Annotated in this window: 19 protein-coding genes, 1 tRNA gene and 1 pseudogene; 10 read left to right on the top strand and 11 right to left on the bottom strand. The window is 62.4% G+C overall.

What is annotated here, in order from left to right; genetic code table 11:
* Nucleotides 1-28: 28 nt before the first annotated feature.
* The gene (locus ACYQML_RS21820; protein ID WP_056432877.1) at nucleotides 29-553 is read left to right on the top strand and encodes a Ros/MucR family transcriptional regulator; all 525 of its coding nucleotides are present in this window, start codon (nucleotides 29-31) and stop codon (nucleotides 551-553) included.
* Nucleotides 554-917: 364 nt separating this feature from the next.
* Nucleotides 918-994, top strand: a tRNA-Arg gene (locus tag ACYQML_RS21815).
* Nucleotides 995-1,025: 31 nt separating this feature from the next.
* Here the strand turns inward: ACYQML_RS21815 and ACYQML_RS21810 are convergent.
* From ACYQML_RS21810 to ACYQML_RS21775, 8 genes are all read right to left on the bottom strand, one after another.
* Nucleotides 1,026-2,165: a tyrosine-type recombinase/integrase gene (locus ACYQML_RS21810; protein WP_461234025.1), complete on the bottom strand. Its 1,140-nt coding sequence runs from the start codon at nucleotides 2,163-2,165 to the stop codon at nucleotides 1,026-1,028.
* Nucleotides 2,166-2,179: 14 nt separating this feature from the next.
* Entirely contained in the window at nucleotides 2,180-2,458 is a 279-nt protein-coding gene (locus ACYQML_RS21805; protein ID WP_461234024.1) for a helix-turn-helix transcriptional regulator, read from the bottom strand.
* Nucleotides 2,445-2,687 (bottom strand): hypothetical protein, encoded by a 243-nt coding sequence (locus tag ACYQML_RS21800; protein WP_461234023.1) that lies wholly within the window; start codon nucleotides 2,685-2,687, stop codon nucleotides 2,445-2,447. The genes ACYQML_RS21805 and ACYQML_RS21800 overlap by 14 nt, the downstream gene beginning before the upstream one ends.
* Complete coding sequence (locus ACYQML_RS21795; RefSeq protein WP_461234022.1) at nucleotides 2,677-2,904, bottom strand: hypothetical protein; 228 nt, start codon at nucleotides 2,902-2,904, stop codon at nucleotides 2,677-2,679. Before ACYQML_RS21795 ends, ACYQML_RS21800 begins: the two co-directional genes overlap by 11 nt.
* Before the next feature lies 1 nt (nucleotide 2,905).
* Nucleotides 2,906-3,148, bottom strand: a complete 243-nt coding sequence (locus tag ACYQML_RS21790; protein ID WP_461234021.1) for a DUF7446 family protein — start codon at nucleotides 3,146-3,148, stop codon at nucleotides 2,906-2,908.
* The gene (locus ACYQML_RS21785) at nucleotides 3,145-3,630 is read right to left on the bottom strand and encodes a hypothetical protein (protein ID WP_461234020.1); all 486 of its coding nucleotides are present in this window, start codon (nucleotides 3,628-3,630) and stop codon (nucleotides 3,145-3,147) included. The genes ACYQML_RS21790 and ACYQML_RS21785 overlap by 4 nt, the downstream gene beginning before the upstream one ends.
* Before the next feature lie 210 nt (nucleotides 3,631-3,840).
* The gene (locus ACYQML_RS21780; RefSeq protein ID WP_461234019.1) at nucleotides 3,841-4,290 is read right to left on the bottom strand and encodes a hypothetical protein; all 450 of its coding nucleotides are present in this window, start codon (nucleotides 4,288-4,290) and stop codon (nucleotides 3,841-3,843) included.
* 57 nt (nucleotides 4,291-4,347) lie between these two features.
* Nucleotides 4,348-4,803, bottom strand: coding sequence for a hypothetical protein (locus tag ACYQML_RS21775; protein ID WP_461234018.1), 456 nt, complete (start codon nucleotides 4,801-4,803; stop codon nucleotides 4,348-4,350).
* Nucleotides 4,804-4,977: 174 nt separating this feature from the next.
* On the opposite strand from ACYQML_RS21775, the gene ACYQML_RS21770 reads away from it, so the two are divergent.
* From ACYQML_RS21770 to ACYQML_RS21745, 6 genes and pseudogenes are all read left to right on the top strand, one after another.
* On the top strand, nucleotides 4,978-5,766 hold the full coding sequence (locus ACYQML_RS21770; RefSeq protein ID WP_461234017.1) for a hypothetical protein: 789 nt from the start codon (nucleotides 4,978-4,980) through the stop codon (nucleotides 5,764-5,766).
* A 34-nt stretch (nucleotides 5,767-5,800) separates the two neighbouring features.
* Nucleotides 5,801-6,367: a hypothetical protein gene (locus ACYQML_RS21765; protein WP_461234016.1), complete on the top strand. Its 567-nt coding sequence runs from the start codon at nucleotides 5,801-5,803 to the stop codon at nucleotides 6,365-6,367.
* Between the two features lie 164 nt (nucleotides 6,368-6,531).
* A complete protein-coding gene (locus ACYQML_RS21760) occupies nucleotides 6,532-7,293 on the top strand; it encodes a Rha family transcriptional regulator (protein WP_461234014.1) in 762 nt (253 codons plus the stop codon).
* Entirely contained in the window at nucleotides 7,290-7,640 is a 351-nt protein-coding gene (locus tag ACYQML_RS21755; protein WP_461234012.1) for a hypothetical protein, read from the top strand. The genes ACYQML_RS21760 and ACYQML_RS21755 overlap by 4 nt, the downstream gene beginning before the upstream one ends.
* The gene (locus ACYQML_RS21750; protein ID WP_461234011.1) at nucleotides 7,640-7,903 is read left to right on the top strand and encodes a hypothetical protein; all 264 of its coding nucleotides are present in this window, start codon (nucleotides 7,640-7,642) and stop codon (nucleotides 7,901-7,903) included. Before ACYQML_RS21755 ends, ACYQML_RS21750 begins: the two co-directional genes overlap by 1 nt.
* A gap of 775 nt (nucleotides 7,904-8,678) precedes the next feature.
* Nucleotides 8,679-8,843 (top strand): annotated as a pseudogene (locus ACYQML_RS21745) (transcription termination/antitermination protein NusG); the annotation flags it as partial.
* Nucleotides 8,844-9,095: 252 nt separating this feature from the next.
* Here the strand turns inward: ACYQML_RS21745 and ACYQML_RS21740 are convergent.
* The 3 genes from ACYQML_RS21740 to ACYQML_RS21730 form a co-directional block, all read right to left on the bottom strand.
* Nucleotides 9,096-9,851, bottom strand: coding sequence for a calcium-binding protein (locus tag ACYQML_RS21740; protein WP_461234010.1), 756 nt, complete (start codon nucleotides 9,849-9,851; stop codon nucleotides 9,096-9,098).
* A gap of 574 nt (nucleotides 9,852-10,425) precedes the next feature.
* The gene (locus tag ACYQML_RS21735) at nucleotides 10,426-10,929 is read right to left on the bottom strand and encodes a hypothetical protein (RefSeq protein WP_461234009.1); all 504 of its coding nucleotides are present in this window, start codon (nucleotides 10,927-10,929) and stop codon (nucleotides 10,426-10,428) included.
* Nucleotides 10,930-10,940: 11 nt separating this feature from the next.
* Nucleotides 10,941-11,219 (bottom strand): DUF4160 domain-containing protein, encoded by a 279-nt coding sequence (locus ACYQML_RS21730; RefSeq protein WP_461234008.1) that lies wholly within the window; start codon nucleotides 11,217-11,219, stop codon nucleotides 10,941-10,943.
* A 215-nt stretch (nucleotides 11,220-11,434) separates the two neighbouring features.
* On the opposite strand from ACYQML_RS21730, the gene ACYQML_RS21725 reads away from it, so the two are divergent.
* Nucleotides 11,435-12,094, top strand: coding sequence for a hypothetical protein (locus tag ACYQML_RS21725; RefSeq protein WP_461234007.1), 660 nt, complete (start codon nucleotides 11,435-11,437; stop codon nucleotides 12,092-12,094).
* Entirely contained in the window at nucleotides 12,048-12,659 is a 612-nt protein-coding gene (locus ACYQML_RS21720; protein ID WP_461234006.1) for a phage terminase large subunit family protein, read from the top strand. Before ACYQML_RS21725 ends, ACYQML_RS21720 begins: the two co-directional genes overlap by 47 nt.
* Nucleotides 12,660-13,127: the final 468 nt, after the last annotated feature.

Below are 13,127 nucleotides of genomic sequence, written 5' to 3'. Positions count from 1 at the left end.
AACAAATTGAATCGATGGTACGAATATCATGAGTGAATCAGACACTGAATCGGCTCGTCTTATCACCTTAGCGGCTGATATCGTTTCCGCTTACGTCAGCAACAATCACGTTCAAAGCGCGGAACTGCCTAAGCTTTTAAGCGATGTGCACGAAGCCATTCGCACTGTGAGCACGAGCAATGCACCGGCGGTGGACACTGGGCCGCCCAAGGCGACGCCGCAGGAGATCCGCCGCTCCGTGACCCCGGATTACTTGGTCAGCTTCGAAGACGGCAAGCAGTACAAGACGCTTCGCCGTCACCTCACGCTACGGGGACTGACCCCTGAGCAATACCGGGCAAAATGGGGTCTGCAGCCCGACTATCCGATGACGTCCGCCGCTTATTCCGAACAACGGTCCGAGCTAGCTCGTGCACTCGGTCTCGGCCAGCAGCGTCGTAAGACTGTGACCAAGTCAGCTCCAGAAGAGGTTGTGAGCGAGCCGGTGGAAGAAGCTGTCGCTCCCGCGCCGGAAAAGAAGCGTCGCGGCCCGCGCAAGAAGCAGGCGGCCTGAGTCTTTTCCAAAGACCCGACCTAGTATCATCCGGGTCATCCGACAAAGCCTACTTCCGGCATGCGCCGCGAAGTAGGCTTTGTCGCGAAAAATGCTGAAATTTGCAGGAAGGTATGGTTTTTATAGGAGCTTTAGGCGAGCCGTGGATCGACGAGGATTGGACTTTATAATTGTTGTCTCAACCGTCGATCACCCTTGGTCGGAACATGCCGCAAACACAGGATCTGCGGTAGAGGAAGCCATGAAAATCCTGCTGCCTTGCAGCGTAGGCCCATCTGGTGCTCTCCACACTTGATCAGCCCAGGCAATCGGCGAGGGCTAATGACAGCCCTCCAGAGCGGTGTTAGGAAAAGCGCGGCGTCCCGACTCCGTAGCTCAGCTGGATAGAGCAGCCGCCTTCTAAGCGGCAGGTCGTTGGTTCGAGCCCAACCGGGGTCGCCACTCCTTGTTAGAGTGCGTTGAAAGTATTGGCTTATTCGTCCTGAAAGTCCAACCCAATCTTGGGGCGGTCATCAGGTTGGATGGCCGTTCGCACGAATTTGATGTGGCTCATACCCTTGCCGGCGAGGCGTTTTTGCTCGGCCTTCCGGGTGTAGAGCTCGGCCATGTCGCTCGTCCGCCAGCCGAAGATCGCCATCATTTGATTGACCGTGGCCCCTGACTCGGCGGCCAGCGTCGCCCCTGCCTTGCGCAGACCATGCGACGAACAATGAGGAAGCCCGGCCTCGACGCACCACTCCTTCATCTTGTTTCCGAACCCGTTCGAGGTGAACGGCTTGCCGAACGAGGTCACGAGGAACGTTTTATCCCCAATCAATGAGCTACCGATTGCCGCATCTAGCTCAGGCAGGATCGGCACCTGGATCTTCATCGGGTTTTTGTTGCGCCCTTTGTGCTGCGTGTAGGTCAGCCACTTCTCCCCTGCTTCAACTTGGACGTGCTGAGGGCCGAACACCACGACATCTGAGCGCCGGCCGCCGCCGTAGAGCAGCAAACACAGGGCAAGGTACGCCTTGGTGCCGATCGGGTGCTTGTCGATGAACCGGTTCACCTTGGCCTCTGTCCACGTGTGGTGGCCGTCAGTGACATTTTGGATGCGCTGTACGGCTTTCGACGGGTCGTGCGACGCTGCCTGGACGTCAGGCTTGTTCGCCCATTTGAACACCGCCCGGATCGCTTTCAGCCGGTTGTTCGCCCCCTCAGGCGTGTCGGCCTTCCGGTCACGAAGCAGGCGGATCGCGGCTGACGTCATCCTATGCACAGGAAATTCGGCGTAGGTCGCCCGGCCTTTCGGATCGGGCTTTTCGGCGAAGGTGGCCTCCAGCGATGAGCGCCGGCGCTTCCGGGTCATCACGTCGTATCCGGCGAACTCCGACGATGCGAAATAGGCCACGCAGAGCGCGCGCCATGTCCCAGGCCCAACCTCGTCCATCCTCGCGGGTTCGGCCGCCACGACCCCTTCGAGCGCGTCGGCATAGGCCCGCATGAAGTCAGGCGCCCAGGGCGTGCCGTGAAGCCGGATCTTCTTCTGACCCGGCTTGCGCAGATAGATCCGCACCTTGCCGTACCGGTCCACGTCCTCGATGCAGTAGCGCGGCAATTTCTTAGGCATGCCGCCGCCCAGCGTCAGAGAACAAGGTTGCCCCACGGGTCTTTGTCGGAGGCCGCGGTAGCGTCGTCACCGGGGATCTCACGAAAGGCACGCTCGACCTCGTATCGATCCCAGATCGTGCGCGAGCCGATCCGCTTCGGCTTCGGCATGCGCCCGTCCTTCACCATCGCGTCGTAGGTGTTCGGGGAGACGCCCACGAGCCATGCCGCCTCAGTTCGGGACACGCCGATCGGCGCCACGCCTGGCGGCAGTGGGTAGTCGCGCGTTCCGGTGGAGCTCCTAGCCTTCGCCACGGTTCGCCTCCTTTATTTCGGGAGTGAGAGCGGAGCGGCGGGCGGCAAGCTCTTCGCGGGCAAGGGCCAGCATGGAGCGAGCAAGATCCCGCTCCTTTTCTGCGTTATCGGCCCGGATGTTCGCCGCCTTGGCGCGCTTTTCTAGGCGGATAAAGCGGTCGCAGGACGATGCCGCCCTCTCGGCTTTCAGCCTATCCGACCTAATCATTTCCCTGAGGTCACCTGCCATCGCCCTCTCCCTTCGTCGTGGTCGAAAGGGCAGAGCGGCCGGCGACGCGCTCGCGCTCGTCTTCGATAGCCGCCGCTGCGATCCTGGATGCAGGTGCCGTCAGCCACGGCGGCAGGTCGTAGAGGCCGCAGCCGAGTTCGTGCATGACCTGACGCAGTGTCATGCCCTCGCCGTAAAAGAGGCGGTACGCGCGATTGGCCTTCGCTTCCGTCAGCATGTCACTCCCCATGGCCTGCCTCCTTGACGGGCACTTCGCGCACCTCGATCTCAATGAAAGGCCCGCCGTCGTTGTGAGCGAGCGTCGTTACGAAGCCAGGGCCGATATGCCTGGCGACGGCCAGGAGCGCTTCCGTCGTTACGTCCGTTTTGTCAGACAGCCAGAGGTTTTCGTCCTTGCCGACACTGCCGATGTAGATGCGGCCACTGAGCGGCGAGTGACCAATGCGAAGTCGCCTTTTCATTGGCCTGCCTCCTTGACGGATTTCTCGACGAAGGAGCGGGCGGCAGAGGCGGTCCCCGATTGCTGGAGGAGGGCGCGGGCGAGCATGGCTTGGAGCATGCACGACAGGATCGCGAAGCACTCGCGGTGAGGGCCATCGCCGGGAGCGATGTCGGCATGGAAACCGCTGTGAAAGTCAGCTTCCGGCCACTCGGCGCGCAGGCGCTCACCGGCCGGCCCGTTGTAGTCAGGACCGATGCTGGCATGGCCCGTCATCGAGCACAGGCCGGAAGACATCCAGAAGTCGGGGAGAGCCTTGGCGGCCGGGTCTCCGGGGGAGGGGCGTGCGGAGGCGAGGGCAGAGGCCGCGGCATTGACCTGAGCGTTCGACGCAGAGAAGAGCTGGTCACTCTCGTCCAAGGCGCGAAAAAGCTTCCTGCCCGCTGGCGTTAGGGTCTCCCCCTCGCGCTTCGGGTTCGGGTTGGTGAGGGAGGAGGTGGTCATGGGCGGGCCCTCTTGGGCGATGATCTGTCGGGGATCCAGGCCTGTCCGCCATCACGGAGGCCGAACTCGGCTGCCAAGGTGATGCTCATGGGCTTACAGCCACAGCCAGAGTGAGCCGGCCGGCGCGACGACCAGAACGAAGAAGGCGACGACGCCAATGCTGAGGGCCGTCATGTCGACCGGGGCGGATTCGCGTTGCGCGGCCATGGCTCAAGCCCCCGCGCAGTTGGTGAAGCCGAGCTGATAGTCCGGCGCCATGGGCGGGAGGCTGGCGGCGATGGCAGCGGCGTGGGCGTGAGCGGCGATCACCAGGGGATCCGCGTTGCGGGCCCGGCAGGATGCGGCCATCTCGTTCTCGCTGAGGCGATTGCGAAGGGCGACCACCAGGGAGGCAACCGTGCCGTTCGCAGCGCCGGGCCCACCAAGCGCTTCGGCGAAGGCCGTGCGCGTGTCCTCGACAGCGCCCTCGAATGCTGCCCGGAGGCGCTCCACCGCGCGCTGGCCGTTGCCGTTGTCGAAGGCCGCGCCGGTGGCGCCCTCGAAGGACAGCTTGGCCACCGCCTGCATCAGGGCGCGGGAGGCGCGGGCCGTCGCCTCGACCTGAAAGACCAGATCCTCAGCGGTCAGAGTGGGGTCGGTATTGCGAAACGACGTGCTCATGGCAGCCTCACAGGGCGAGAGAGCGGGAAGACGGTGGGTCGAAGGGGAGGGCAGGCGCTACGGCGCTGGCGCGAGGCGCGGCCGGTAGCCGGCGCCGCCGTCGAACTTGCTGACGATGATGCGGCCAGCGTCGACGGCATGGAGCTCATCGGCGACAAGGCGACGGTCCTCAGGGGAGAGGCTGACGCTGGCGAAGGCCGTGCGAGGATTGACGGTCGCGGTCCGCAGATGGGCGGCAGCCACGGCGGCGCGGGCCGCGCCATTACCTTCGACCGCCTCGAGCCGGCAGAGGGCGTCCACCAGCGAATCCGGTGTGATCTCGATGGCGCGGCCAGCCGGCGGCGTGACACCAGCGATCTCATCCAGCCGAGCGAGGCCGACGCAGAAGCCGTTCAGCTCACGCCGGCGAAGGAACCGGGCGAGGAAGGCGGCGTCCTGCGCCCCGGGGGCGAGGTTGACGTAGCCGGACTGGCTGTTGCGGATCCGCTGAGAGAGCAGACGATCTGCGCGCACGGCCTCGTCATCACTACGATGCGAGGAAGGCTGCGCCGGACCTCGTGCGCCTGCCGCGTCCCAGGCCGAAAAAGGCCAAGCCTGCGCCTGGTGATCTCGGATGATCGGCCTAGTCACGGCAAGCGACCGACTCCGCAAGCTCCGCACCTTCCTCCCGGCTGCGGAGTAGGGGCCATGAGCGTCATTGCGACCGCCCTTCGCGAACTGATGGCCGCCGGCGTGACGGGCGATGCCCTAGTGGCTGCCGTTGAGCGGATTGAGGCAGCGCAGGCGGCTGCCGCACAGCCGAGCCGCACCGCGAGGCAGGACCGCAACGCGCGCTACTACCAGAACCGGAAGGCGCGTCTTGATGCGTCTGACCTGTCTGAAAGCGTCTTAATTCAGACGTCTAAGACGGTTTCAGACGCTGGGTCGGACAAAGAAAGTCCCCAGACCCCTATAGAAACTACACATCCCTCTGAACCCCCTAAAGGGGGTCCTGTCTCCCAGGCCAAACCTCGCCGGAAAGGCGAACTCTGCCCGGATGATTTTCGTCCGAACGAGGTTCACTTCGCCAAGGCTGCGAGAGCCGGGAAGGGTGCCGAGTTTGTCGAGAGCGTCCGGAACCGGATGCATCGCTGGTCGCAGACGAACGCACACCGGAAGATCGCCAAGAAATCCGACTGGTCGCTCACTCTCCACGACTGGCTGGACAAGGCGATCGAAGAATCCGGCCCCGGACCGCAGTCGAGGGCATCGTCATACCCCGAACGCGGCAACGGCTTCGGCCACTTAGCAGCCCAGAAACGCGCAGCACGTCAATCGGAGGACGCCCATGACCACGCTACCGAGCGTCACACGGATCGCACCGTTCGTCCCTCTGACCCGCGAACAGCGGGATCGCCTGACGGCGATGCGCGAGGCGGCTACGGCGACGGCCCCGGGCAGATACTCGATCTCGCAGCACGGCGCGCCTACGGATGAGGAGCGGGCGTGGCTGGAGCCATACAGGACTGACATGCATCAGTTGCTGCGCCCCGGCACTCGTCGCGAGATCGACGACCGGATGCACGTCTTCCTCGGCGGGTTCTCGCAGCTCAAGTCGTTGGACGATGAGAGCGCGGCCATGATGCTGGAGAACTTCGTCGAGGCGATGGAAGGTCTGCCGCTCGAAGTGGTCTCCCGCACCTGCAAGGCTTGGAACCAGAAGAAGATCAAAGGGGTGGACTACCGCTTCCCGCCGACCCCGCCTGAGTTCCGGGGCGCGGCCGACGACATCATGGCTTTGCTCCGCGTCGAGCGCCGGGACGTCGAAGTCGTGTTGTGTGCCCTGCCGGCGCCGGCACCCCTGCCAGAGCCGACGGACGAGGAGCGCGAGGCCTGCGCCGCCGCTGCGGCTGACCTTGTCAAGGTCATCGCCGACGCTGGAGCGAAGCTGGACGCGGACCTGAGCGAAGCCAGCGCAGCTGCGGGCCGAATTGAGCAGATGGCATATATCCGGCGGTTTCAGGCAGCTGAGGCTGAGAGGAAAGCCAGGATCGCGGCGATGACATCTATGCCGTCATCGGCAGAGCTTTCTCCATAAATCCCGTTGTTAGGAGAACCGTAGTTTAGTGATGGTATAAGCAAAGAATACCGACCTTTATCGGCGACGGGACCTCGTCGGACCAGTGAGTAAGTCCCGCCGCCTTCTCCGACCCCTCGTTTCCGCGAGGGACCAGCGACCACCACGAAACTGAGGGTTTCGAGATGACCGAGAGCGATATGCAGAGCGGCGGCGCTGACCGTCAACCGATCGTCCGCGTGATGGACGGCGAGGTACGCGCGGACAGCCGAGACGTGTCGGCCTACTTCCGCAAGCAGCACAAGAACGTCCTCCAGGCCATCTCTAACCTGGAATGCAGCGACGGCTTCCGGCGGCTGAATTTTCAGCCCATTAAAATCAACGACTTAAAGGGCGAGAGCACCTCACACGTCGAGATGACGAAGGACGGTTTCGCCTTCCTAGTGATGGGCTTTACCGGCGCGGCCGCCGCAGTTTTCAAAGAGGCGTACATCGAGCGTTTCAATGCCATGGAGGCGGGGCTGCGGACCCGGCCGGTCGTTGACCCAATGGCGATGCTTAACGACCCGGCCGCCCTGCGCAACCTGCTGCTCGCCAATACGGAGAAGGTGCTGGCTCTACAGGGCAAGGTAGCCGAACAGGCGCCGATCGTGGATGCCTACGCCCGAATCGCCGAGGCGGATGGCTCCCTCTGCATCCGCGACGCCGCTAAGACCCTGCAGGTTCGGCCGATCGATCTCACGAACCACCTTATCGCCAAGGGGTGGATCTACCGGCGCCCTGGATCGAAGGAGTGGAGCGCGTATCAGCCGAAGCTCTCGTCGCTTCTCATGAAGCACAAGCTTGCGACCATCCCGCATGATGACGGCCATGACCGGGTTCGCACACAGGTCCGCATCACGCCGAAGGGCATCGGGCGCCTCGCAGTAGAGCTGGCGCTGTCATGAGCGCGGTCTTCACGACATCCAAGCCGCCGCGCATCTATCCTGGTTCGCCCGAGTGGCGCGCGGCCTTGTTCGGCCAAGCCGTCGCCTACGCAGCGCACCTCACGGGTCCGATCTGCCCGTATGCCCTCGGCTCGCACCTGCATCGGTTCCTCGGTCAATCGGAGGAGCAATGCGGCGGCGAAGCCCTGGACGCCACAGTCATGCTGATCCGTACCGGCCTCTTCACCATCAACACGATGGATGAGGACGGGAGCCTGATCTTCGGCGGTGAGACCAAGCTCACCGTCACCCCCATGCTGACGGCATATCTCTACGGCGATCCTGTCCATGAAGAGGAGGAGGCGTAATGCTGCCATCTCCTCACATCACCGACCACGCTCTCCTCCGCTGGATGGAGCGCGTTCATGGGGTCGACATCGAATCCTGGCGCCGGCTGATGCTGGACGACCTGCGCGATGCCTTGGATGCCCACGACGGGCGGCACATCCCCGGCAGAGCGGCCTTCATCCTCTCTCCTACGGGTGAGAACGTCGTCACCGTCATCGGTGCCGGCCAGGCGCTGAACCCCTACCAAGCCAAAGCTATCGCAGTGGCTCGGGCTGTTGCCTGAGCCACCAGACCATCCTCGCGTAGCGTATTGAGGAACATCCCCTATGAGCAACCGCCTGACCAAGAAGCAGCGCCAGAGGCTGAAGCAGGCCGGCGAGGCCGCGCACAAGGCGTTCATGCGCCGTGGTGAGATCGTGCGAGAGAGCCGGGCCCGTCGAGATGAGGCCAGCAAGGCTAAGCCGAAGGAGACACCTCGCGAGCGGCACATTCGAGAGCTGAGGGAAGAGGCCGAGCGGCGCGCCGCCGAACGTCGGGCGGACCACGCGCTGCCAGAGGGCTACAAGTGGACGATCGCTGTTGCTTGCGTCGGGCGGGAAGCCGAACTGCGGCGGAAGCTCGAGGAGGCCGGCATTCCGTTTATGCGTCCTCAGGACGAGATCGTGCGCGTCATTCAGGGTCGGGCCCAACGGCTAAAGGTGCCGATCCTGCCTGGCATGATCTTCGTCGGGCTGGAAGACCGGGATAAGCTTGCCGACCTCGCCCACGAATACCCATGGCTGATGCAGCGCGTGCCGGGACAACGCTTCGGCCGGTCTGGCGATCCGGAGCAGGACCGGGCGGTGCGGGCGTTCGACTATGCCCAGGCGGAAGTCGGTGACTGTGTGCCCGTGCCGGGCGAGTCGTTCCCTTGGCTGGTCGACCGCTACGCCCGCACCGGTGATGTCGATGATGATGGACAGGCTCGTCTCGCGCTGGCGACGATCCGCGAGGCGGAGATGCGTGCATTCGCCGATACGGTCATCGGCTCGGCACCATTGTTCGATCCGGCCAACGGGTTCGTGGAAGGGGAATCGGTGCGGGTGAGTGGCGGGCCGTTCGCGAGCTTCAATGGCACCGTTGAAGCGATTGACGACATCCGAGGCATGTTGAAAGTCGCCGTTTCAATATTCGGGCGCATAACACCTGTGGAACTTACCCCTGAACAGGTCGAGCGCGCTTGACACGAAAAATCCCAGAGACATATCTGGGGAAGGACGACGCCCCTTGTACTCCCCGGCGACGGGTCGAAGGATGAGTTGGTGGCCCAGCCCCTCGCAAAGCTCGCGATGGGACCAGATGGCGGCTTGTGTCCTCCGCTCCAATCACTTCTCGTTGTGGCGCAGCGCTGTCCGGGAGCGCGCCAAGCTTTGCGAAGTTGTCCCTGCTAAAGATCGCAAGGACAGCTCGTAAGTTTTATAGGAGCCACCCCCGTCCTAAAGGACGAAGTCGCCTACATGAAGTTCCGCAATGCCCTTAACCAGGATGGAAAAATCGGCCTTGCCGTTCCCATCCACGTCGCCGCTTACAATCGTATTGCTGCCTGATACTACAGAGCGCAGCTCGCCAGCATGCTTGGTGAAGCCGTCACCGCCTATGAATTGGAAAGCTTCATTGGCTGTAGAACCAGACATCGCATCGATCGATTTGAGATTAATTTTGTCGCCCTGGCTCTGACGGAAATCAAGGATCGTGTCCCGCCCTGTGCTAGACACGGTGCTATCGGTCAGGGTCTTGAAAATGAACGTATCGGCGCCGGTTCCGCCCTTCAAAGAATCACGCCCCAGGCCGCCCGTGATGGAGTCATTGCCACCGAAGCCATCGAGATAGTCGTTGAACTTTGACCCAACAATTGTATCGGCGCCCTTAAACAAATCCTTGTTGACGGCAGCAGGATTGTTGGAGGCAATGTACTGGTTCGCCTGCTCGGTCGATATGCTTAAGCCGGTGAGTTTGGCCGCGATTTTGCTTCCCACATAAGTCGATGCAGCTGTAGTGGTACCTGCAGTGGGATAGCCAAAGGTGGGATCGAACTCAAAGCCCACGCCAGTTACGACGGATTGCTGGCTCTCGCCGAAAGCAATTTTATAGCTTGTTGATGTCTGTGCCGAGAAGATCGGATTCTCGTCAATAAATTCGTATAGATTAAACGTCCTGGCGTCGGTCGCGATATAAGAAATCACTGTCGCCATATTTTCATCCCCCCTTTGAAAGCAGCGAGGCTTACAGTCTTTCGCGCCTGTTTACCTACTGTATGTAGCGAATCACCGCCTGATCACAGCATTCGAGGATTGCCACAAATTCCCGCACGTTCCTAGAACGCATCCGCCGTACTCTATTCAGTCGTCAGGAGTGAGTACCGGAAATTCGTAGGGCGAGCGCGTTCCTGATGCTGAATTTATACCGTTGCGTGGCAATAATGCCACGATCAACGTGTGGTACTTAAGTATAGAAATTGACCCTACATTTTCTCGTTGTCGCATGTTGGGCATGTTAACCCAATGCTGCAAGGACAGACATAAGCGCAAGCGTGAGGTGGGGGATCGCGCCCGACGCGCCCGCTTCGAGAACGACTCGGCCGGCATAGGTGGCGGCTACCCCTGGCCCCTCGGCATCTCAGACGCCCACGGTCATGTCGCCCGCTCTGCCGACTGCTCGCCATCCGACAGTGGTTCGTCGTCAAGTGACGGCGGCTCGTGTGGTGGTGGCGACTGAGCGCGCCGCATCCTCCCCGCCGTCCTAGGTCCACGCCGAGCGCCGCAACCATCAATCTACCCTAAGAACTCGGCGGGGCCGGCCAGAGACCCTTGGTCGATAATGGGCATGAAGGATGACCGGGTCGCGTAGGGACGCGCGACAGATCATCTGTACCGAACGCGGAATGGCGGCCCCCGCCTTGTAGGCGTTGAAGGTGCTGAGGGCGACGCCAAGAAAATCAGCCGCCTCGTTGTTCGAGACGCTGGCGGCGTTCTGCCATTCCGCTAAGTCCTGGGTTTGAAAGGGGCGCTGCTCATCCGCGATGCGGCGCAGGTGCTCTGCATCGATGGCAAGATCGCCATCGGGATCGCCCCACTCGACAGCGTCCCGATACTCCGAGACCCGCGCGGTCTGGAACACAGCCGCATCACGCAGCGGGGCAATGGCGGCGCTGCCCGCACCGACCCATCCGGAAAGGTCCACAACGTCATCAGGCGCCGCGTCCCATGCCACCCGTAGGGAGGCCGGGCCCGTAACGCTGACGCTCTGGATGCGAGGGATATCAGTGTCCATGGTGCGCCTCCTCAGGCGATGGGGAAACGAGGGTTGATGCGGTTCCATTCGGCCGCGATGACCGTCTGGTTCTCTTCGGCCCATTCCAGGGCGGGCTTGCGGGTGCTGGCGGGCAGAGAGCCCTTCAGGATCGAGAGGGTGGCAATCTCCACCAGGGCTTCACCGTCCGGCGTGCGAACGTGGAAGTGAGGGGGAAGGTGGTCGTCCGCGTAGACGGTGATGATGACCTTGCCGAACTGGTAGAGCTTGCCCATCACCGCCTCGCTGCCGATGAATAAAACATAGTCCATTATATGGATGACGTCAACAACATAGTCCAGAATATGGACTGGTTTTCTTCACATCATATTGCTGGCGCGGCCCGCCACCCCGCCACCCGATGGGACGCCCGTCCTAGGCGGCAGGGACCCTGGGGTGTCCAAGTCTATACGGGTGGTCGGGGCCCCCGATGTTCCTAGCGCCAGGGTCTGAAAACCCGGTAACGCGGTAACAGGTAACAGCCGCGATGAGCGATGCGAGCGGGCCGAAATTTCTTAGCCAAGCCGACTTTGCGCGCCGACGCGGGGTAACCCGTAAAGCGGTAACTGGCTGGAAACAGAAAGGCTTACTGGTAGTTTCTGATGTGGGTTTGATCGACGTCGAGGCGTCGGAATGGAACCTAGATCAGCGCCCTGCCACCTATCGTGGAGGTGTTACCCACCGCCCAATCCGCGCGGCACCCGGTAACACCAGTAACACCCGGCCGGGTACGCCTCGCAAGAACAGCCCGAGCCGACCGCCGAGGGTTGCCGCAGATATTCCGCCGCCAGCGCCTGCGGTATCGGACGTCGAGGACGGGCCGCTTGACTTCGACCCGGACGATCCGAACCTCGACCTTCAAGAGGCGGTTCGGCGCAAGGAGAACTTCCTCGGGCTCCAGCGGAAGCAGGACTACGAGGTCAAGCAGTCCAGCTTGGTCAATCGGGAAGCAGCCGAGCGGTTCGTCTTCGAGATCGCTCGCGATCAGCGCGATGCCTGGGAGGCGTGGCCATCGCGTATCGCGACGATCATGGCCGACGAGTTGGGGATTGATGCGCGCACGCTCACCACGGTCCTGACCGCGCATGTCAAACAGCACCTTGAGCAACTCGGAGAGCCGGAAACGACCCTACCTCGATCTGAGTAGCCTGCTCCGATCCTGGCGCGCCGGCACGCGGCCGGCTCCGCAACTGGATGTGGTCCAGTGGGCCGAGCGTTACCGCAAGCTCAGCAAGGAATCGTCGAACGGCGGCCGCTTCATCACCTCGCGCGTCGAGGTGGCCCGCGGCCCGATGCTCTCGGCGACCGAGCCCGGCGTCAGCAAGATCACGCTGATGGCGTGTACCCAGCTGCTCAAGACGACCGTGATCGAGAATATCCTCGGACGGTTCATCCACGTCGACCCGTGCCCCATCCTGGTCGTCCAGCCGAAGGACGACGCGGCCGAGACCTTCTCGAAGGATCGGCTGGCGCCGATGATCCGCGACACAAAGGTGTTGCGCGACCTCTTCGGGGAAGCGAAGGCGACAGACGCCGGCGCAACCCTGTCGCACAAGCAGTTCCCGGGTGGTCACATCACCCTCGTGGGCTCGAACAGCCCGACCAACCTCGCAATGCGGCCGATCCGGCTGCTCAGCCGAGGCGCCCGGCCTCGTCAGCATGCTTGTCGAGGAAATCGAGGGACGCAGCGTGAACAGCCGGCCAAGTGGTAGGCGTCAGCCCAGAGCAAGGCACGACGCTCGGCTTCATGCTGAGGAAGGCTTCACGCCATGCCTGCGGGCTACCGGGTTCGATCTTGAATGCGGGCGAAACTGACATCGCCACGGGATAGGGGAGGGCGAGCCCGGTCGCTATGTCTGAGATGCCACATGAGGCGAAGGGCTAACCGACCGCCCTTCGTGGCCGATTTTCGCAAGCAGCTTGTCAGCCCATAAATCGGTGCATCTCAAGTTTGCCTGGGAACGGCTTTAAACAATTTCAAGGACATAAGCTTGAAGCCTTTAATCCAGATTCGAAGCCCTCTGCCTCGGCGGACGTGTCATGCATGCAATAGTCGCGGGGCCGATGCCGGGTGAAAGGAAAATCCGTAGGCACCATTCGCAAACCTGTCAGGCCTGTGCGAGGAACGACCACTGACGGCGATCTTCGTGCCGTTATGCAAGAGCGACCTGCACACGAAT

It is taken from the genome of Methylobacterium sp. CM6244 (assembly GCF_054817885.1).
This window is presented reverse-complemented; position numbering and strand designations above follow the sequence as displayed.